Genomic DNA, 18,880 nt, shown 5'->3' with positions numbered 1-18,880 from the left:
CGATTTTAGATGAAACAATCGGCGATTAATCCAAAATCCAAAATCGTTCGACTGAGCGTAGCCGAAGTCCAAAATTCAAAATCCAAAATTCTATGACTCCCCTAGTCGGTATTATCATGGGCAGCGATTCTGATTTGCCCACTATGAAAGACGCGATCGCAGTTTGTGAGGAATTTGGCGTTGAGAGCGAAGTGGCGATCGTTTCTGCTCATCGTACCCCAGAACGGATGGTGCAATATGCTCAACTTGCACACCAACGCGGTATTAAGGTGATTATTGCTGGTGCCGGTGGTGCTGCCCATCTGCCTGGAATGGTAGCGTCTTTAACTCCACTTCCTGTGATCGGTGTTCCTGTACCCACCCGTAACTTACAAGGTGTAGATTCTTTATATTCTATTTTACAGATGCCTGCTGGTATTCCTGTGGCAACAGTCGCGATCGGTAATGCCAAAAATGCCGGACTTTTAGCAGTACAAATCCTCGCAACTGGGCAACCAGAATTGCTAGAAAGAGTGCAGCAATATCGCCAAACCCTATCTGAATCAGTAATTGCAAAGCAAGAAAAACTAGAACAACTAGGCTATGAGCAATATTTACAGGAGATGTTTTAATAAATGTTAACAGCATAGGAGGGGAGCAGGGGAGCAGCAAGTTTTTCCCCTCGCCCCTCCATCCTTTCTACCCCATGACAAATAACAAATGACAAATGACTAACCAAACTATTCGCGTAGTTGCCCATTTTATCGCTTTGCCTAACAAAGTAGAAGAACTAAAAGCTGTACTGTTGGAACTCATTGAGCCAACCCGTCAGGAAGCAGGTGCGATCAAGTATGAACTTTTGCAAAACCAGTCCGATCCAACAGACTTTACTTTTGTAGAGGAGTGGACTTCTGATCAAGCCCTGAATACTCATCTAGATTCACCCCATCTCCAAGCGGGAGTAGCCAAACTCGAAGGTTTAGTGACTGCTGCACCAGATGTCCGCCGATACCATCTTTTGGCATAGTCACATATTGCTAACTTGAAGCAGATTCTTTATTGTAGGGGAGCATTTGGAATATCTCATTAAATTCCAAGATTGAAGCGATCGCTCCAGAATCAATGCAGCATTCTGAAGTATCTTGATCCTGAGGCCTTAGTCAAAAATTGAGAGCTACAACATCCATGTGCCAATTGCTCGGAATGAACTGCAATGTTCCAACGGATATTTGCTTTTCTTTTGAAGGGTTTTCTGCACGGGGAGGAAAAACGGATGATCATCGCGATGGTTGGGGCATTGCTTTCTTTGAAGGAAAGGGATGTCGGATGTTTTTAGATGCCCAACCTTCTGTTGTTTCTCCAATAGCGGAGTTAGTGCGGAGTTATCCCATCCACTCAACCCATGTCATAGCCCATATCCGCAAAGCCACTCAGGGTGAAGTTGCCCTACACAACTGCCATCCTTTCCGCAGAGAATTATGGGGTCAGTATTGGGTGTTTGCCCACAACGGTAATTTGCCAGATTTTGATCCGGAAAATTTCGGCTTTTATCAAGCTGTAGGTGACACTGATAGTGAAAAAGCATTCTGTATGATGCTAGAAACATTGCGATCGCGCTTTCCTGAGGGTAAGCCTGACATCAAGGAACTGTACCCTGTACTGAAAGAAACTAGTGATAAAATAGCAAAAGTAGGTATATTTAATTACTTATTATCAGATGGAGAACACTTTTTTGCTTATTGCTCAACCAAACTCAGCTACATTGTCCGCCAAGCGCCCTTTGCAGCTGCCCATTTAATTGACCAAGACATGACTGTAGATTTTCGGGAGGTGACTACTGAACGCGATCGCGTCGCTGTCATTGCTACCACTCCCCTCACTGACAACGAAGTTTGGACACAAATCCAACCGGGAGAATTACTAGTTTTTCAGGACGGGCTGCCCCTGAAATATGCGTTCAGTTCCGAACAAGTATAGGTTATGTAAAGTAAGAATATTACTCAACAAATGCTTTGGTAGCCAAGGCTCAAATATCTGATATTTTTGACGAATTTCACAATTAACTAGATATTTTTCCCATTTAGATGATTTCTAAATGGGTTTTCTTTTTCATTCTTTCTATGATAACTTTTCTTGCCCAATGCTATATTTTCTATGGACTTCACGGACAAGTAGATTTGCAATAAAGCCAACAAGTAATACCCCTACCATGATGTACATTGTCAATGTATAAGCTTCAGCTTTCGGTATACCGTGATTAATCTGTGACTCACGAATGTAGTTCACAAGAACTGGGCCGAGAACACCTGCTACAGACCATGCCGTAAGCAACCGTCCATGAATAGCGCCAACCTGTACCGTCCCAAATAAATCACGTAAATAAGCAGGAATAGTTGCGAATCCACCGCCATACATGGTCAAAATGATGCAAAAACCTCCGTAAAAAAGGACAATATTGCCCATTTTGCCAGTTGTCGGAATTAAAGCATACAAAATCATCCCAACACCAAAGAAAATCATATAGGTTCTTTTCCTACCGATGTAGTCTGATAGAAATGACCAGAAAAACCGACCGACCAAATTAAATAAGCTCAACAATACGACAAATCCAGCGCCGACTGAAGCTGAAACCTTAAACATTTCTTGAATCATTGGCGATGCTTGACTAAGAACACCAATCCCCGCGGTCACGTTGGTACACAACACAACCCATAACAACCAGAATTGCTGGGTTTTAATCGCGTTATCAGCATTAACATTTGCAGTTGTTACCAATTTTTTCGGCTGAACAGATGATGTATAGCCTGCGGGTTGCCAGCCAGGTGGTGCAACGCGTACAAGAAAAACACCACACATCATTAGGCAAAGGTAAATTGCACCCATCACCACAAATGTTTGCCATACACCGACGGAAGTCGATGATTTGAAATGATTCATCAGTGCTACCGCCAGTGGCGAACCAATGATCGCTCCGCCGCCGAATCCCATAATTGCCATCCCTGTTGCCATCCCTGGACGGTCAGGAAACCACTTAATTAGCGTGTAAACCGGAGAGATATAGCCAATACCTAAGCCAATCCCGCCCAATACGCCGTAACCAAGATAAACCAGCACAATTTGATGTAGATATACTCCAAGAGCGGAAATGAAAAATCCGCCGCTAAAGCAGAGTGCTGCCACAAACATCGCTTTGCGGGGCCCTTCTTTTTCAACCCATTTGCCAAAAAGAGCCGCAGAAATCCCTAGAAAGGCGATCGCACTAGAAAATATCCAGCCGAGAGTTGGCAGGTTCCAATCTGTCGGCGCTGATTGGGTGATGCCGATCAGTTTCGTCATTGGCAGATTGAACACGCTAAAGCCATACACTTGTCCTATGCACAGGTGGATTGCTAATGCTGCCGGAGGAATCAACCAGCGATTAAATCCAGGCTGTGCAATGGTTTGTTCTTTCTCTAAAACAGAAGTTGGTATGATATTGCAAAATTTTTTTTCTATCTTGGAAAACTAACTTTGATAATATGCATTCGCGTTTTCTTAACTAAGGAACAAAAAAGAACTCGTTTGACCGTGCCAATTTTAGATTTTGGATTTTAGATTTTAGATTAAAAATTATTTCGATTCATGCCCCGCCTCGGACAACTCTTAGAGACGCTAACACGAACGTCCTGCTGCGCTAACGTGGGCGGAACAATTCCATTATCCAAAATTTGAAATCATCTTGCCCCAAGCGAAAAGGTAGTCGGGGTCAATCCCTTCGGGTTCAGCAGTCGCTCATGGGGGAAACCCCCAAGACCGCGCTGCTTCACCAAAATCCAAAATCCAAAATCGATTGACAAAAAGACAATTATATGAAGTTGTAACCTCTTGTTTTACATACCTCTATGACTGCGAGATTTCTTGTTTACCTAACAATCAAAAGAATAAGCTCAAATCAGCTATTGAGGCATCGTCATCAGCGGAAACTACATTTCCAACTTTGGAAATAGCAGTGAGTCTCAAAAATTAGCTATTCACTAGCAATTTGCTTGATACATTAAGTAGCCAATTGTGATGATAACTTAAATAGTAAAAACTAAAAACATTTATAATCCCTCACAAAGCTGGTAAAATCACCATATTCTTGATAAAGAATGTGATGTTTATTGTTGTTTGCAATTAAATACATGGAATCATCTAGTATGATAAACATTATACAACTGTATTCCCATCAGTTATTTGTAGATTTAGTGGAGGAAATAGAATGAGTTTGTGGCAACGCCCACTGAAAAGGTTACAAGCGATTGCTGAACATAGAACATATCGGTTCCGGCTAAATTCGCTCAAAAGCTTTGTATCGCTCTTTTTAGTAGGTACCGTATTGAGTATGGCGCTTGCCGCCTGCTCTGGTGGAACTGGAAGTAATTCTTCCTCTGAAACCCCTACTGCTAGTCCTGTTGCTGCAAGCAAGAATAATGTTGAACTAACCCTCGTTTCTTTTGCAGTTACCAAAGCAGCTCACGAAGCGATCATTCCTAAATTTGTAGAACAATGGAAGAAAGATCATAACCAAACTGTCACCTTCAAGCAAAGCTATGGCGGGTCTGGTTCCCAAACTCGCGCCGTTATCGATGGTTTGGAAGCAGATGTTGTTCACTTAGCACTAGCTGGAGACACATCAAAGATTGAGAAGGCTGGATTAATTCAGCCAGGATGGGAGAAAGAAGTTCCCAACAATGGTATTGTCTCCAAATCAGTTGCAGCATTAGTCACTCGTTCCGGCAATCCTAAAGGCATTAAGAACTGGGAAGATTTAGCCAAAGACGGTGTAAAATTGATTACTGCTAACCCCAAAACTTCCGGTGGCGCTAAGTGGAATTTCTTAGGACTATGGAATTCTGTGATTAAAGCAGGTGGTGATGAGGCGAAAGCTACTGAATTCGTGACAAAAGTTTACAAAAATGTCCCAATCTTGCCTAAAGATGCGCGGGAAGCTACTGATACATTTGCCAAGCAAGGGCAGGGAGATGTTTTAATAAACTACGAAAACGAAGTTATTTTGGCACAGCAAAAGGGCGAGAAGGTTGAGTATGTCGTTCCCGATGTGAATATATCCATCGACAATCCGATCGCTGTGGTAGATAAAAACGTCGATAAGCATGGTACCCGCGAACTTGCTGAAGGTTTCGTGAAATACCTCTACAGCCCAGAAGCACAGCAAGAGTTTGTCAAATTGGGATTTCGATCAATAGATGAGACTTTAGCTCAAACGAAGGAAGTCACAGACAAATTTCCCAAGCTGAAAACTCTCGGTACAGTTGCAGACTTCGGTGGTTGGAGTGCAATCGATCAGAAGTTCTTCGCAGATGGGGGCGTGTTTGATAAGATTCAAGCCCAAATTAAACGGTAATTAGTCATAAGTCAATGGTCGGTGATCAGTAGAAAAAACAACCGACCACTGGCAACGCCACTTTTTTTGAAATTAAAATTTTGAATTTTTGACTATGACGACTGTATCTCCTTCTGTGGAAGTTGAACGCAAAACGCCATTCTGGAAGAGATTGGGGCGGGTTCCTTGGACTTGGCGAATCACCATTGCATACCTGACGGTGATGTTGTTTATCCCGATAGCTGCCATGTTCCTGAAAGCGAGTACGGAACCTCCGGCGAGATTTTGGGCGATCGCAACCAGTGAGATCGCATTAGCAACATATAATGTCACTTTTTTTACAGCAATATTTGCTGCCTTACTCAATGGTATTTTTGGGACTCTGATTGCTTGGGTTCTGGTTCGCTATGACTTTCCCTTAAAACGCTTGATTGATGCCACAGTGGATTTACCCTTTGCGCTACCAACATCGGTAGCAGGGCTAACCCTGGCAACAGTTTACAGCGATAATGGCTGGATAGGTTCGCTATTAGCACCACTGGGAATTAAGGTGGCTTTTACCCGCACGGGAGTAGCGGTGGCTATGATATTTATCTCACTACCTTTTATCGTCAGAACTGTGCAACCCGTGCTTCAGGAAATGGAACATGAAATAGAAGAAGCTGCCTGGTGTCTGGGGGCTTCTCAATGGCAGACTTTCTGGAAGGTAATTTTGCCACCTTTATTTCCGACAATTTTGACTGGTGTTGCCTTGGGTTTCTCCCGTGCAGTTGGGGAATATGGCTCAACTGTGATTATCTCTTCCAATACGCCCTATCAAGATTTGATTGCACCTGTGCTGATTTTCCAGCGATTAGAGCAGTATGACTATTCTGGTGCAACAGTAATTGGCATAGTTTTACTATCAATTTCATTGGTACTGTTATTGGCAATTAATTTCTTACAAGCATGGGCAAGGAGATATGACAGTAGATAAGCCAAGTTTTCACTCATCTTCTGGGTCTGATACAGAAATAGCCAAGCCTAAAGAGCAGAAGAGTTGGGTACCAATAGTTTTAATTGGGATAGCGATCGCCTATTTAGCCTTAGTTCAATACATCCCTGCAATTAACGTTTTTGTCCAAGCCTTCAGCAAAGGAGTTGGGCCATTTCTATCCAACCTGACGCGGCCAGCTTTTCTCCATGCAGCTTGGCTAACACTGTTGCTAGCTTTGATTTCTCTGCCTATAAATACAGTATTTGGGCTATGTGCAGCCTGGGCGATCGCTCGTCATAAATTTCCCGGACGCGCCGTAGTTTTGAGCATTATTGATCTACCCTTTTCGATTTCGCCCGTAGTCGCAGGATTGATGATTGTGCTACTTTACGGACGGAATGGGTGGTTTGGCCCTTGGCTCCAGGCCCATGATATCAAGATTATCTTTGCCTTTCCAGGTATGGTTCTGGCTACAGCCTTTGTGAGTATGCCCTTTGTGGCGCGGGAAGTGATTCCTGTTTTAGAGGAATTTGGTAAAGATCAAGAAGAAGCTGCGAGAACTCTAGGTGCGAAAGATTGGCAGATATTTTGGCGCATCACCTTACCTAGTATCCGCTGGGGCTTACTCTACGGTTTAATTTTGACCAATGCTAGAGCAATGGGTGAATTCGGGGCGGTTTCGGTGGTATCTGGCAACATTGCTGACCAAACCCAGAGTTTACCATTGTTTGTAGAAGATGCTTACAAACAGTACGAAACCGAAGCTGCTTTCTCTGCGGCTGTACTGTTAGCGTTGTTAGCAGTAGTAACCTTAGTGTTGAAGGAGATTTTAGAACGGAAAACACGCATTAAAGATGTTGAATAGAAAAATCAAGCGGTTAGAACAGTTATCCTTTAAATAGGATACAAGCAAATCAGGGGACATGGTACGATCTACCTAGTACCTATTAGGAAATTACCATTAGGGTTAAGAGTAGTTCTGTACCAATCCCGATCAGGGATTGAAATAATTCAGATATGGCTAGTGACAATACACTTACCAATAAACGGATTCGACTAAGAATTCCTAAGAATTATCACCAGGAACCTGTCATTTCTCGCCTGGTGTCTGACTATGGACTGACTGTGAATATCACCGCAGCAATTTTGGGAGCCAATGCTGTCGGTGATGGTTGGTTTGACCTTGAACTACAAGGAACAGATGCACAAATTCAGAGTGGGTTAACCTATCTCCACGACTTGGAGTTAGAAGTCTGGGATGACACTCAACCAAATGATTGGTAAGGGTTATAGCAACACATAGTAGGGGCGTACAGCTAGCTGCACGCCCCTACTATGTGTTAACCTAAGCTCTCTCGTTTTTTCTGACTTTTCACGGTATCTGGAAAACCTCTCTCTAAATCTCTCTCCTTTTAGGAGAGAGACTTTGAATTTTCCCCCTTCCCGCGTCGGAAAGGGGGTTAGGGGGTTAGGTTTTTCTTTAATAAGTGATAGAAATTAGTTTTTCAAAATCTTGGCAATCAAAATTTTGTTGTTTTTGGGAATATTTACCACATATATCATAGTAAACTTTATTTCCTTGTATATTGAAGAAATATCCTTCTATTTCGAATTGCTGTTGTTTAAGTTTAAAAACTACTTTGTTCGTTGTATATTCCCCATATTTACTAATCAAAGAACTAAAACTATCAAAATTTCCGTTTTGAGCTTTTTCAAAATCTAATAAATCATCATTGTTATTATTTGTTTGTAAAATTAATGTCTCTATGTCTGTAAGGCTTTTGAGATTATTAATTTCAAACTGATCATTTTTTCTAGTAAAAGCGATAATTTCATGATAATTATATAAAATGCCAATATCACAACAAGCTTTTTTTAAATACCTTTGAATCTGACTATAATGATTTTTTAAATTCACATCTTATCGTTTTACTTCCACAATTATCAAAGGGGATTGATAAGGCTTAAATTTCTCATATTTTTGCTTTTTGTATATTTCTACATCATGATGATTAGCCTCAACTTCGATACTGATAATATCTGGGAATAACCCACTTTCTTTAATAAAAAAATGAATAAATATTTGTCTAACTAACTCCTCTGGCCTTCCATTAATTGGAATTTGTATTCCTCTAATTAAACATTTTGTATATTCTTGATAATCTTTTGGATATCTGCTGAGTTTTGTAGATATTTCTTGTTGTAAATCAGCCATATATCTTTTGATAGCAACTAATAGTGAATAAAATAGTTTTAGGGACACAATTATATTGCGCCCTAAACTGTGTATTAAATGTGCAATTGATAAATTGTCTATTTTTAACCAAAAAAGCCTAGTATTTTAGTAACTAATTTTTCCCAATGATATTCAGCTCTGCTTTTTAAGAATGTATTTAAGTTTGTCTCTTTTTCCAACTCTCGCTTAAATATCTGACATACATTATCAACAAAAGTTTCTCCCTTACTCCTGTCCCTACCTTTCTCAGCAATTAGAGCTTTCCAAAAATCAGAATCTTCACTTCGAGGTAACAGTTTTTTGCTAACTTCTTCTTCAACTTCTCTGCCTACTTCGTATATAAAATCGTCATATAATGCGTAAAACTTTTTAACTACTTCAGGGATAAATGTCTTTAAAGATTCATTTACAGATGTTAGCTCATTCAGGATATTTTCTAATTCATGTTTTACTTCTTTGGTAAATTTTTTTAGCATTTTATCTTGATCTATTCCCTCAGCAACAACCCTCGCATCGTAATATATATCTATATTCCTTGGCTGATAGTAACCAAAATTTCTATGGATAGCGTGTTTCGTGTTCCATGCTGGATATACCGTGCGATAGTATTTATTAACATATTCACCAATAAAATCTTCATAAACAAAACTAGGTACTCTTTTACTCAAATACCGTAAACTTTTTATCTTCTGAATAGCATTTTGAATTGCATTGATTTCTGATTCTGTTAAAGCATTACCATTTTTGATTTTTGCCGAGCTTTCTTTAATAGCCTTGATTTCATCTAATAAAATATTTTGCCTCCGTTTTACTACACCGGCTACAGCTTCGATAAATTCATTTTTCTCTGCCTGTACATCTTCTTCATCGTAGATTTCATTTAGCTTAACTATATCATGACGATAGTATCTCAAAGAATCATAGAACAATATATTTTCTGGGAAAAAATCTAAGTTCAAATGCTTGAATGTAGCTTGAATTTATTCTTTTTTGATGTCAATTCCTAAATCCCACCTACCATCAGCCCCATTGACTTTTTCAGGTTCATATTTGTGAGGTAATACCAAAGTCACAAATCTATGATGAAACTCTTTAGATTTCGATGCAAGATGATAACCTATTAATTTAATAATATTAGCTTCAGGAGCCGCAGCGAAAGGAGTTACAAAGAGACAAATGGTATCCTGACTATCAATATATTTCTGTAAGTCTTTGCGAATTGGATTTTCATCAAGTCCTTTGGTATCAACGACTGAATCAAACTGAGATAAGTTTGAGCCTGATAAAATGTCAGAACTCACATAAAGATATATTTTTCTCGGAATAGCAAATTCTTTTAACTCTACGCTATTGATGTCAGCAAAGGTATTTTTGATCCATGCTTGCTCATTACTCTGATTTTCAAATTTAATTTTAGTTGTAGTTCTAGATTCTAGGTTTGCCTTAGAAAGGGCATTTTTTTTAAGGAACTCTAATCTTAACTCTTCATTTAATTCCTCTTTTGATTCATCGAATAGTTCTTTAGTTTTGTCAATTTTAAAATTTATCTTTTTTTCACCATCACTAACTGATTTATAACTGATTTTCAGTTCTGTAACATTCCTAATAGCTCTTTCAATTTCTTGAGAAATAATTATTTTTTGCTCTGCTTGAGGATTATCTTTATTGGCAATAGAATCACAGAATTCAAAAATCAGATTTTCCATCTCATCAACTGTATAAGGCTCTATCTCTATGTAACTTTTTTCAGATGCTTTAATAATTACTTCACATATAGTAGTTCTGCCCGCTCCCGTTGAGAGTAACTCTCTAGTTTCGATTACATCTTTAGTTTTGCCACCAATAGTCTTGGAAACCTTGAAGTCGCTTATTAAGTTAAAAAGATGGCAGATAGCTGTAGTTTTTCCTTGACCATACGCCTCTGCGCGATATTCCCCAATCGATTCAGGTGATTCCACGACAAATAATTGATGATCAAAAAACAATTAGATTGCGGGATATTCTGCAAAATGTCAGTGGGGTAACACCAGGTGCAGGCTATCAAAACTCCTTTGATAGGGTGAGAATTCGGGGATTTACGCAAGAAACAACTTTTCGAGATGGAATTCGTGACCAATTTCCATCCACAGATTTTGCAAATGTGGAACGGGTTGAGGTACTCAAGGGGCCAGCATCTGTGCTATTCGGAGAAACTGAACCAGGTGGGATTGTAAATATTGTGACGAAGCAACCTCTAAGTGACCCTTACTACAATGTCGATCTGAGTGCTGGAAATTATGCTTTCTATCGTTCAGCTTTGGATTTATCAGGGCCTCTGAATGTAGACAAAACCCTGCTCTATCGCCTCAATATTGCCTACGAGAATGCTGGTAGCTTCAAAGATTTTATTAGTTCCAAGAATATATTTGTTGCACCAGTCATAGCTTGGAAACTTAGTGAAAATACGGATTTAAAGTTATTCTTTGAATATAATGACAGAGATTATAAACCCGATCGCGGAGTGATTGCAATTGGCGATCGCCCTGGATCAGTTCCCATCAGTCGATTTTTTGGTGAACCCTCTATTAACGAAGGCACTGCTACAAACTACAAGTTTGGGTACAATCTCGAACACCGCTTTAGTCGGGATTGGCAATTGCGTCAGACCTTATCCACCAACATATTCAAGAGTGATGAAATCCGCGTTCAGGTGGACGAACTGCAAGCAGATGGACGCACAGCAACTAGAGACATCGCTAATTTTGGTGGAACCACCCAAGAGGACTACAGACTCCAGACAGATGTTATTGGTAACTTCAAAACAGGAACAATTACCCACAAGCTGCTGTTTGGCGTAGACCTGAACCGTTACACCAATGTTTCCAATGGCTTTACCAACGGGCCTTTTGCACCTATCGATGTTTTCAATCCTGTCTACTTTGTTCCGATTACCCGTCCCACGACTCCTTACATAGTTCAAAATTTTACAGATACATTAGGTTTTTATCTGCAAGATCAGGTAACTATTGCTGAGAACCTCAAGCTACTCCTGGGCGGTCGTTTTGATACGGTCAGTATTTTACAGAAGGACTTGGTAGCCCAAAGTGCAACGAACGACAATAATTCCGCCTTCACACCACGGGTTGGCATTGTCTATCAACCAATCCCTCCTGTTTCTCTGTATGCAAGCTATGCAGAATCCTTCGTACCACAGTATGGACGCTCTAGGGACAATTCACCTTTTACTCCCGAACGCAGTAAACAGTACGAAGTAGGCGTTAAAGGAGAGCTGTTTGACAGCAAACTCTCAGCAACATTGGCAGCTTACCACCTCACAAAATCCAACGTTTTAACTAGTGATCCCACTGATTCCAATTACTCCATTCAGGTTGGGGAACAGACCAGCAAAGGGATTGAACTTGATATCGTCGGACAATTAACACCAGGTTGGAATGTGATTGCTAGCTATGGTTATATAGATGCCAGAGTCACGCGTGATAATGACTTACCTGTAGGCAATCGCTTGCAAAACGTGGCAGAAAATACTGCCAGTTTCTGGACAACTTACGAACTTCAACAAGGTAATTTCAAAGGATTAGGCTTTGGTTTAGGTCTCTATTATGTGGGCGATCGCCCCGGAGAAATTGACAAATCCCTTATCCTACCAAGTTATTTTCGCACAGATGCAGCGCTGTTTTACAAGCAAGATAACTGGAGGGTTGGTCTCAATATCAAAAATCTTTTTGATATTAACTACTACCTGGAGACTCAGGGACGCGACGTTGTTTACCCAGGTGATCCATTTACGGTGATTGGCTCTGTTTCTTTCACATTCTAAGCTCAACTTTACACATCTGCATCGGTAGAACAGTAATTATGAAGCTAGGTATGGAGTGAGGTTTTTTGTCATCTTGAATAATATGGTGTGTGGAGACAAAATGAGTAAGCAAGTATGTAAATTCAGCTACAGATTGGAGTGGTTGTTGATACTTTTCATTTTGCTGGTTCAGCCTGCAAAAGCGCAAGATATTCCCAAATCTGATCATCGATTGAGCGATCGCCTAGCGAAAACACTATCACAAGCCAAGCCACCTGAAGCAACTAAAAAGATTAGGCAATTAAGTGAGCTAGAACCCGTTGTTACTAGCGCCAAAATGTTATTAGTGCAGTCGCCAACACCATCAAACACGCCACAAACAGAAGTTGTGCAAGTGACTTCTGTGAAGGCAAATCCCACCAATAAGGGTGTGGAGGTGATTTTACAGACATCTAAAGGTGAACAGTTGCAAGTCACAAATCGCAGTGCTGGTAATAATTTTATTGCTGATATTCCGAATGCTCAACTGCGCTTACCGAGTGGTGATACGTTTACATTCCGCTCTACTAAACCAATTGCGGGTGTAACTGAAATCACAGTTACTAACTTTGATGCTAATACTATCCGAGTCACAGTGACGGGTGAGGGGAGTGTACCAACTGTCGAATTGTTTGACAGTCCCAACGAGGGTATAATCTTCTCTGTTGCAACTGCTACATCCCAAGCGCGAACACAGCAGCCACCTCAAACCCAACCAACTCCCTCTCAACAAAAGCCAGAAAGTCAAACACAGCCAAAACCATCAACCAATAGTGATGAAGCGATTGAGTTGGTAGTAACAGGTGAAGAAGACGGATATCGAGTGCCCGATGCGACAACTGCGACGAAAACTGATACTCCTCAACGTGACATTCCCCAGTCAATTCAAGTTATTCCTCAACAAGTCATCAAAGATCAACAAATCACCAGGATTAGCGATGCTCGCGCTTCGGGAGTCTAATTCTTTCCTCAAAAGCATTGGGGGGATTAAGAAGAGTAAAAAACTCAATAAGAAATGGTATGAGGTTTTTTGTCATCTGGAATACTACGGTGTGTGGAGAGAAAATGAGTAAGCAAGTATGTCTAGTGTTCAGTTACAAACTGGAGTGGTTGTTGATACTTTTCACAATTTTGGTGGTTCAGCCTGCAAAAGCGCAAGATATTCCCAAATCTAATAATCGGTTGAGCGATCGCCTCGCGAAAACACCACCACAAGCCAAGCCACTTGAAGCAACTAAAAAGATTAGGCAATTAAGTGAGCTAGAACCTGTTGTTACCAGCGCCAAAATGTTAAATCTGATCAACGTTGAACGAGTCGAAGTTCTCAAAAGTCCTGCTTCGGTGCTATATGGTCAGTTTGAACCGGGTAGGATCGTCTATCTCACCAAACAACCGCTCTCTACTCCCTCTTATACAGGTGAATTGACAGTCGGAAATTATGATTTCTATCATCCCTCCTTAGATATTTCTCAACCGCTTACTTCTGATAAAAAATTGTTGTCTTGCTGAATGTTGGACAAATACAGCAGTTTTAAAGTGAACTCTCACCAATGCCTGATCGTCACGTAATGACAAGCATTCGATTTGGCTATGTTTGTCAACTGGATGAGTCTATTTTATTGATGATGGGACGCTCAGATGTTTATGACAACATCTTTGATGAGTCGAAGTCTTCTGCTAATAGTCTTTGATTGATGAAACCCGCAGCACGCCCTCCGCTAAAGGAAGCATACGGAAGGCTTTGCATCATCGGAGTGATCATGTCACCTGCGGTGTAAACGCCTTGAATGCTGGTTTGTCCACACTCGTCTACTTTAACGAAACCGTTTTCGATGTCGCAGCCGAGCTGTTTGGGCAACTCAGAACGTTGTTGCTGCAAAGGATGCAGGTAAATCGCCGATCGAGCGAGTACCGTGTCTGCAAAAACAATTGCGTTAAGATGTCCATCTTTGCCCTCAGAGCGATCGATCTTTTCTTCGCGCACGGGAATATTATGCTTGACCAACAATCGGCGTTGCTCGTCAGTTAAGTCTGCGGGGCCATCAGTGCACAGCACTAAGTCATCGCTTCATCCTTTTAACTAGGACGCAAAGGTCAAAACCAACTTGACCCTTGCCGTGAAGTGCGATCGGCTGATCTTGCACTTCCCAACCATGACAGTAAGGACAATGCAGCGCGCTAACGCCCCACAACTCTTGCAGCCCTGCGATCGCTGGAAGTTCATCGATTACACCTGTAGCCAACAGAAGTCGGCGGGCTTCTAGCTCGATGCCACTTTCCAAGGTCATTTCAAAGCTTGCCACACCCGTTCTGGCGATGCTTGAATCTCGATTTCCGTGTAAAGTTCTTTCTATTTCAAACCTCCGATTGTTTTGCAGATTGGGTCGAGATTGGCGATCGCTGCTTTTTCATCGGCAGCTTCACGATGTTGATTTATTCCAAGGTTTGGTTTCTGGCAAAAGATTTTCTGCACACACCAAGACGATCGGTAGCCCCAAGGATGCTTTGGCGATCGCTTCAGTCGTCCAGTTTTGCCCCAGCAGATTAGAGATGGACTCAATCACTACTAAGACAATGACAAGCCAAGGGGCGATCGCCACGAAATTCTGTTGCCAAATCGAGCGATCGCGCACTCTATTATGGCTTCGCAGTACAGCTTGACGCCAAAACGAAAAGGTACTGAGAACTGCGAAAAGGTATAGCAGTCCTGCCTCGACTAGCAAGGTTGTTTTGAGATTCGCAGTCATGTCAGCAGACTGCATGGCAATCGCGGTGAAGCAAACTCCTGCAGCAAAATACAGTAACGTAAACAGAGTAAACCGCCGCATAAATTTCTCCTTATAGTTTGCAATGCCGAGTGACGATCAAAGTCACTTTACAGACCTCAGGCTGCTTTTGCACGCTCGATTGACCATTCATGGCATTCTCAAAGTTCTGGGATTTGCTAAAGAGATTGAGGTACGCTTGCAAAAATTCAGGAGGGAACAGTTCCAGCAGTTGCTTGTTCTCAACCCAAACTTCCACCAATTTGAAGAACCCACGATCGCCGATATATACAATCTCGATCATTACTGAGTTAGAAGCGATCGCTTCGCATACCAAGCGTGCATGAGAACGAACTCTAATGCACATGCTGCATCAATGCATTGAATGGCAAATTAGGATTGAGAACCTTCTCAGCACTTGCAGCACCCACAATCGGTAAGCCAGTGGCATCAACCAGCCCTAGTTGCACTAGCACAGAGGCTTGATCCCAGTAGATGTGTTCGTGCGCTACCTTGCCATCTCGGAAACGGACGATCGCAACCACCGCCACTTCAACCCGTTTTCCAGTTGGTGCGACACCGGGTAGCATCCAATCTATGCTACCCGTGTGCGTGAACTTAAGCACCATTTCATCGACCAACTGATCGGTGCCGATCGTGCGGGAGACCGGAATTATTTCTGTATCCGCCGGCATCTGGGGAATGAAATGTTTGGAGTAAAACTCGCGCAGTTGGTTTAATCCCACTCCTCCGGTCATCACAGGAATGTTATTAACGTAGGCATCGGAAACCATCGTTGCCAGGGCTGCTTCCGTATCCCGTGTGGCAAACTCATCTGCGATATGTTCTTCCCAAAGGGCTTGCATCGCTGCTTGGGCAGGGGTAAGGTTGGTTTGTGGATTTGAATCGGTTTCAACGCTCATGATTAACTCCTTTGACTTTTTTTGGTTGTGTCGCAAAAAATTCTAAAACCGCTATAGGTATGATTTAAGTACACCTACTACAACACTACAAATAGTGCTTCACAAAATTTTTGCTACACAACCGCTTGCTTTACTATCTGAAGTGTAATGAGTTCCAATACTCGATTTCTTTCAGATTCTTACAACGCTTTATCAGATTCTTATGGTGTTAGCGAACCTGCTTTGGTGTCATCCTCAACTACCGAACGGAGCAGCTCTGAGTAAAAGTCTGCGATGTCGTGGAACATGGTAGACCAATGACTTAACCATTCATCTAAACTAGCTGGCAAAATTGCAAAGTGTGCTTATCATCCTAAAATCGCCGTTAAAGCTGACTTGATATCGAGATATGGTAATTGCGGTCACGATCAACTTCAACACATCATCGCGATGAATCCACGAAGCCTTGGTGCAGGAGGCAGGTCAACTTCTTCGCTGAGAGGAGCATGGTGAAAATGAAGAATGGCAGCTTTCATCGTAATTTTATGATGGTTAAAGTTTTAGTCTTGAACATTGAACATTTGAAGGGCGATCGCGAATTTCTAAAAAGTAATTGTCCATTTCATAGTATCTTTTAGTCATCGACCCGAACACCTAACTTAGCTGCCACCCGCCTCGCCGTAGCCAACCGTTGCGCTGTTAGTTTTTCTGAGGTCTGTTTCAACTTCGCGACGATTTCAGTCGGCGCTCGATCGGGTGTGCCACTGTCGAAAGGCGGTTCCGGCGCGTACTGAATGTCGAGTTGAATCGCTTGGGCGATCGCCTCGCCGCGCAGCAAGGCAGCCACTTTCAAAGCCCCGTCCATACCAGCGGTAAGACCTGCCGCGCTGACAAATGTTCTATCAATGACTACCCGTTGTTCCTTCGGCACGGCTCCGAAATACTTCAGGAACTGAACAGACTGCCAGTGGGTTGTTGCCTCTAGTCCTTTCAGCAAACCAGCTGCACCGCAAAGGAGTGCGCCTGTACAAACCGAGAACACGCACTTCGCCCGCCCAGCCTGCGCGGTGAGGAAGGAGAGAACCTGCTTGTCTTCCATTAAATCCTCTTGCCCTGGACCACCAGGAACTATTAACAGATCGATCGGTTTAGCATTCGCCAAGCTTGCATCAGGCAAAAGACGTAGACCTTTATGATCGCGCACAGGCATTGTACTCTTCCAGATCAGCTGAAAGGATGAGTTTGGCAAGCGCGATAGAACAGCAAACGGGCCAGTCAGATCGATCTGATCCATGTTAGGGAAGACGAGCGCTCCGATTTGAATATGTTGTTCCGGTGGAATTGTAGCAGAAGGATATTGCATCGGATCGACTCCAAATGTAAAGTGACTCATTATTGTCGTGGTGCTAAACTAATGTCGTTGAGAGCGAGAGAGTTTGCTGTGAACGCATCTAGCTATAGTTAATACAAGTCAGTAACAATCTTCTAATTAGTCGCCGGACAAACTCAATTATCTCACAGGTAATAATTAGGGTTTGTTGAACTATCGGAATAAATTCTAATATTGAGAGATTTCACATCACTGTCTGCTGATAATGTTCCACCTGATCGGCAAACATCAGTGTCTCTAAATACTTATCAACGAGCAAAATTTATCGAAGCTCAGGCTGGCTGGTGAAAATTGGGATCATACTAAAGTTTGAATTTGGATTCCTCTATTAGTCGAAGCCAACCTTCCATTTTGAGATGGGCTGATTCATCAATAGCTCTATTGCACAAAAGTTTCAACTCTGAGTGGACGACAAGTTAAAGTCAACCGATAGCAATTTAGTTGCAATATCTAAGTTTGCTAGATTCAGATATATAAAGAAGAGCAACGATCGCTGACGATCAGCATTATTTCAGGAGGTATGAGTGAGTTATGACGGTGACTACAGTTTGTAATTCGTCCCACCTTCAACACAGGATTATATTGAAGGTATGCTGAGTCAAGAGTTTTGCTATTAATTGGCAAGCTCAAAAGGTAACCTGTCCTGTCGGCAACACCAATGTCAGTAGACCAAAAAGTTCTGCGATGCCTTTGGTGTACGTACCTTTAAGACACTGATAATCAAACTACACACCCAAATACTGACTATCACCATTTTTCAGACACTAACAATACTCAGGAGGTTTTAGTTATTTTCAACTAGCTGGGATGCCTAAGCCAGGAAGTCACCCTTCTGACTCGGTGTTGACAAACCGTTCTAGATTATTGATGTCAGCAAAGCTATTTTTGATCCATGCTTGCTGATTATGACGATATCAGCTGTAAAAGATTCTAAATGGGTTTGGCGTCAAAGTACTCCACATAAATTGAGCCTAATTTACGTGAATTTACTTATTGTTTATTTGCGGTCTTTGTGGGAGTCTCCTTTAGATAACAATTAGATGTGTTAAATCGATAGAGTTACCGTAGTTTAATAAGAGCCAAAAAGATGAAAATCTCTATGAGGCTGATATTCAAACAGGCACAGTTGAGTTGTAGGGGTACGGCATCAGCAAGATTCTCTGCCGAACCGAAAAATTGCGTAGGCGCAGCCCACCGTAGACATCGCTATTGGGAATTAATCTGATGTCTCTCACAAAATCTGTAGAACCCGCTTCAGTCCACAGCCGAATTCTCGTACCTCAGCGGTATCATAGGCAACCTGTAATTTCTCGACTGGTGTCTCGTTATGGTTTAACCGGTTGAGTCGATGGGGGATATTATTCCCCGCACCTCTCAGTTAAATCTGGGCGTGCGGCTTTCACCGCACCCAGCTTCCGATGTTCTTAGCTTG

21 protein-coding genes and 2 pseudogenes are annotated in these 18,880 nt (G+C 42.0%); 12 read left to right on the top strand and 11 right to left on the bottom strand.

Annotated elements, in window-relative coordinates:
• The first annotated feature begins 92 nt into the window (after window positions 1–92).
• The 3 genes from purE to V7K49_RS27800 all read left to right on the top strand — a co-directional run bounded on the left by purE (window position 93) and on the right by V7K49_RS27800 (window position 1,956).
• A complete protein-coding gene (gene purE, locus V7K49_RS27810) occupies window positions 93–611 on the top strand; it encodes a 5-(carboxyamino)imidazole ribonucleotide mutase (RefSeq protein WP_334872740.1) in 519 nt (172 codons plus the stop codon).
• A gap of 95 nt (window positions 612–706) precedes the next feature.
• Entirely contained in the window at window positions 707–1,006 is a 300-nt protein-coding gene (locus tag V7K49_RS27805) for a putative quinol monooxygenase (protein ID WP_334872742.1), read from the top strand.
• Window positions 1,007–1,164: 158 nt separating this feature from the next.
• Window positions 1,165–1,956, top strand: coding sequence for a class II glutamine amidotransferase (locus V7K49_RS27800; RefSeq protein ID WP_334872744.1), 792 nt, complete (start codon window positions 1,165–1,167; stop codon window positions 1,954–1,956).
• A 141-nt stretch (window positions 1,957–2,097) separates the two neighbouring features.
• Here V7K49_RS27800 and V7K49_RS27795 read toward each other — a convergent pair whose 3' ends face one another.
• Window positions 2,098–3,390 (bottom strand): L-lactate MFS transporter, encoded by a 1,293-nt coding sequence (locus V7K49_RS27795; RefSeq protein WP_442948700.1) that lies wholly within the window; start codon window positions 3,388–3,390, stop codon window positions 2,098–2,100.
• A gap of 829 nt (window positions 3,391–4,219) precedes the next feature.
• On the opposite strand from V7K49_RS27795, the gene V7K49_RS27790 reads away from it, so the two are divergent.
• The 4 genes from V7K49_RS27790 (at window position 4,220) to V7K49_RS27775 (ending at window position 7,604) form a co-directional block, all read left to right on the top strand.
• Complete coding sequence (locus tag V7K49_RS27790) at window positions 4,220–5,365, top strand: sulfate ABC transporter substrate-binding protein (protein WP_335208515.1); 1,146 nt, start codon at window positions 4,220–4,222, stop codon at window positions 5,363–5,365.
• A gap of 94 nt (window positions 5,366–5,459) precedes the next feature.
• Window positions 5,460–6,320: a sulfate ABC transporter permease subunit CysT gene (gene cysT / locus V7K49_RS27785; protein WP_334872750.1), complete on the top strand. Its 861-nt coding sequence runs from the start codon at window positions 5,460–5,462 to the stop codon at window positions 6,318–6,320.
• Window positions 6,307–7,185, top strand: a complete 879-nt coding sequence (gene cysW / locus V7K49_RS27780; protein ID WP_334872752.1) for a sulfate ABC transporter permease subunit CysW — start codon at window positions 6,307–6,309, stop codon at window positions 7,183–7,185. Before cysT ends, cysW begins: the two co-directional genes overlap by 14 nt.
• Before the next feature lie 152 nt (window positions 7,186–7,337).
• Window positions 7,338–7,604, top strand: a complete 267-nt coding sequence (locus V7K49_RS27775; protein ID WP_334872754.1) for an NIL domain-containing protein — start codon at window positions 7,338–7,340, stop codon at window positions 7,602–7,604.
• A 196-nt stretch (window positions 7,605–7,800) separates the two neighbouring features.
• Here the strand turns inward: V7K49_RS27775 and V7K49_RS27770 are convergent, their stop codons facing one another.
• The 4 genes from V7K49_RS27770 to V7K49_RS27755 all read right to left on the bottom strand — a co-directional run bounded on the left by V7K49_RS27770 (window position 7,801) and on the right by V7K49_RS27755 (window position 10,514).
• Window positions 7,801–8,238, bottom strand: a complete 438-nt coding sequence (locus tag V7K49_RS27770; RefSeq protein ID WP_335208514.1) for a hypothetical protein — start codon at window positions 8,236–8,238, stop codon at window positions 7,801–7,803.
• 3 nt (window positions 8,239–8,241) lie between these two features.
• Window positions 8,242–8,535, bottom strand: coding sequence for a hypothetical protein (locus V7K49_RS27765; protein WP_335208513.1), 294 nt, complete (start codon window positions 8,533–8,535; stop codon window positions 8,242–8,244).
• 104 nt (window positions 8,536–8,639) lie between these two features.
• Window positions 8,640–9,515, bottom strand: a complete 876-nt coding sequence (locus V7K49_RS27760) for a hypothetical protein (protein WP_335208512.1) — start codon at window positions 9,513–9,515, stop codon at window positions 8,640–8,642.
• Between the two features lie 21 nt (window positions 9,516–9,536).
• Window positions 9,537–10,514 (bottom strand): hypothetical protein, encoded by a 978-nt coding sequence (locus V7K49_RS27755; protein ID WP_335208510.1) that lies wholly within the window; start codon window positions 10,512–10,514, stop codon window positions 9,537–9,539.
• Here V7K49_RS27755 and V7K49_RS27750 point away from each other — a divergent pair.
• The 3 genes and pseudogenes from V7K49_RS27750 (at window position 10,505) to V7K49_RS27740 (ending at window position 13,900) form a co-directional block, all read left to right on the top strand.
• The gene (locus V7K49_RS27750; protein ID WP_335208508.1) at window positions 10,505–12,373 is read left to right on the top strand and encodes a TonB-dependent siderophore receptor; all 1,869 of its coding nucleotides are present in this window, start codon (window positions 10,505–10,507) and stop codon (window positions 12,371–12,373) included. The genes V7K49_RS27755 and V7K49_RS27750 overlap by 10 nt on opposite strands.
• A gap of 316 nt (window positions 12,374–12,689) precedes the next feature.
• A pseudogene (locus tag V7K49_RS27745) lies at window positions 12,690–13,334 on the top strand (AMIN domain-containing protein); the annotation flags it as partial.
• Window positions 13,335–13,456: 122 nt separating this feature from the next.
• Entirely contained in the window at window positions 13,457–13,900 is a 444-nt protein-coding gene (locus V7K49_RS27740) for a hypothetical protein (RefSeq protein WP_335208507.1), read from the top strand.
• 133 nt (window positions 13,901–14,033) lie between these two features.
• Here the strand turns inward: V7K49_RS27740 and V7K49_RS27735 are convergent, their stop codons facing one another.
• The 3 genes from V7K49_RS27735 to V7K49_RS27725 all read right to left on the bottom strand — a co-directional run bounded on the left by V7K49_RS27735 (window position 14,034) and on the right by V7K49_RS27725 (window position 15,219).
• A complete protein-coding gene (locus V7K49_RS27735; RefSeq protein WP_335208506.1) occupies window positions 14,034–14,399 on the bottom strand; it encodes an FAD-dependent oxidoreductase in 366 nt (121 codons plus the stop codon).
• Between the two features lie 52 nt (window positions 14,400–14,451).
• A complete protein-coding gene (locus V7K49_RS27730) occupies window positions 14,452–14,679 on the bottom strand; it encodes a hypothetical protein (protein ID WP_335208505.1) in 228 nt (75 codons plus the stop codon).
• Between the two features lie 132 nt (window positions 14,680–14,811).
• Window positions 14,812–15,219: a hypothetical protein gene (locus V7K49_RS27725; protein WP_335208504.1), complete on the bottom strand. Its 408-nt coding sequence runs from the start codon at window positions 15,217–15,219 to the stop codon at window positions 14,812–14,814.
• A gap of 22 nt (window positions 15,220–15,241) precedes the next feature.
• Here V7K49_RS27725 and V7K49_RS27720 point away from each other — a divergent pair, with 22 nt between their 5' ends.
• Window positions 15,242–15,466: a hypothetical protein gene (locus tag V7K49_RS27720; RefSeq protein WP_335208503.1), complete on the top strand. Its 225-nt coding sequence runs from the start codon at window positions 15,242–15,244 to the stop codon at window positions 15,464–15,466.
• A gap of 46 nt (window positions 15,467–15,512) precedes the next feature.
• Here the strand turns inward: V7K49_RS27720 and V7K49_RS27715 are convergent, their stop codons facing one another.
• From V7K49_RS27715 to V7K49_RS27705, 3 genes are all read right to left on the bottom strand, one after another.
• Window positions 15,513–16,079, bottom strand: coding sequence for an ester cyclase (locus V7K49_RS27715; RefSeq protein WP_335208502.1), 567 nt, complete (start codon window positions 16,077–16,079; stop codon window positions 15,513–15,515).
• Between the two features lie 200 nt (window positions 16,080–16,279).
• Window positions 16,280–16,408: a hypothetical protein gene (locus V7K49_RS27710; protein WP_335208501.1), complete on the bottom strand. Its 129-nt coding sequence runs from the start codon at window positions 16,406–16,408 to the stop codon at window positions 16,280–16,282.
• A gap of 284 nt (window positions 16,409–16,692) precedes the next feature.
• Window positions 16,693–17,421 (bottom strand): DJ-1/PfpI family protein, encoded by a 729-nt coding sequence (locus tag V7K49_RS27705; RefSeq protein ID WP_335208500.1) that lies wholly within the window; start codon window positions 17,419–17,421, stop codon window positions 16,693–16,695.
• A gap of 1,251 nt (window positions 17,422–18,672) precedes the next feature.
• Here V7K49_RS27705 and V7K49_RS27700 point away from each other — a divergent pair.
• Window positions 18,673–18,786, top strand: a pseudogene (locus V7K49_RS27700) (NIL domain-containing protein); the annotation flags it as partial.
• Window positions 18,787–18,880 lie beyond the last annotated feature (94 nt).

This window comes from Nostoc sp., assembly GCF_036919675.1.
In the GTDB taxonomy this organism is placed as follows: domain Bacteria; phylum Cyanobacteriota; class Cyanobacteriia; order Cyanobacteriales; family Nostocaceae; genus Nostoc.
The sequence above is the reverse complement of the archived record's forward strand: the minus strand, read 5'-3'. Positions and strand labels throughout refer to the sequence as shown.

Excerpts from the sequence above, each read along its gene's own strand:
- purE (WP_334872740.1), top strand. The coding sequence starts at position 93 with ATGACTCCCCTAGTCGGTATTATCATGGGCAGCGATTCTGATTTGCCC.
- V7K49_RS27775 (WP_334872754.1), top strand. The coding sequence starts at position 7,338 with ATGGCTAGTGACAATACACTTACCAATAAACGGATTCGACTAAGAATT.
- V7K49_RS27740 (WP_335208507.1), top strand. The coding sequence starts at position 13,457 with ATGAGTAAGCAAGTATGTCTAGTGTTCAGTTACAAACTGGAGTGGTTG.
- V7K49_RS27720 (WP_335208503.1), top strand. The coding sequence starts at position 15,242 with ATGCCGAGTGACGATCAAAGTCACTTTACAGACCTCAGGCTGCTTTTG.
- V7K49_RS27705 (WP_335208500.1), bottom strand. The coding sequence starts at position 17,421 with ATGCAATATCCTTCTGCTACAATTCCACCGGAACAACATATTCAAATC.
- V7K49_RS27765 (WP_335208513.1), bottom strand. The coding sequence starts at position 8,535 with ATGGCTGATTTACAACAAGAAATATCTACAAAACTCAGCAGATATCCA.
- cysW (WP_334872752.1), top strand. The coding sequence starts at position 6,307 with ATGACAGTAGATAAGCCAAGTTTTCACTCATCTTCTGGGTCTGATACA.
- V7K49_RS27715 (WP_335208502.1), bottom strand. The coding sequence starts at position 16,079 with ATGAGCGTTGAAACCGATTCAAATCCACAAACCAACCTTACCCCTGCC.
- V7K49_RS27790 (WP_335208515.1), top strand. The coding sequence starts at position 4,220 with ATGAGTTTGTGGCAACGCCCACTGAAAAGGTTACAAGCGATTGCTGAA.
- V7K49_RS27805 (WP_334872742.1), top strand. The coding sequence starts at position 707 with ATGACTAACCAAACTATTCGCGTAGTTGCCCATTTTATCGCTTTGCCT.
- cysT (WP_334872750.1), top strand. The coding sequence starts at position 5,460 with ATGACGACTGTATCTCCTTCTGTGGAAGTTGAACGCAAAACGCCATTC.
- V7K49_RS27725 (WP_335208504.1), bottom strand. The coding sequence starts at position 15,219 with ATGCGGCGGTTTACTCTGTTTACGTTACTGTATTTTGCTGCAGGAGTT.
- V7K49_RS27730 (WP_335208505.1), bottom strand. The coding sequence starts at position 14,679 with ATGACCTTGGAAAGTGGCATCGAGCTAGAAGCCCGCCGACTTCTGTTG.
- V7K49_RS27800 (WP_334872744.1), top strand. The coding sequence starts at position 1,165 with ATGTGCCAATTGCTCGGAATGAACTGCAATGTTCCAACGGATATTTGC.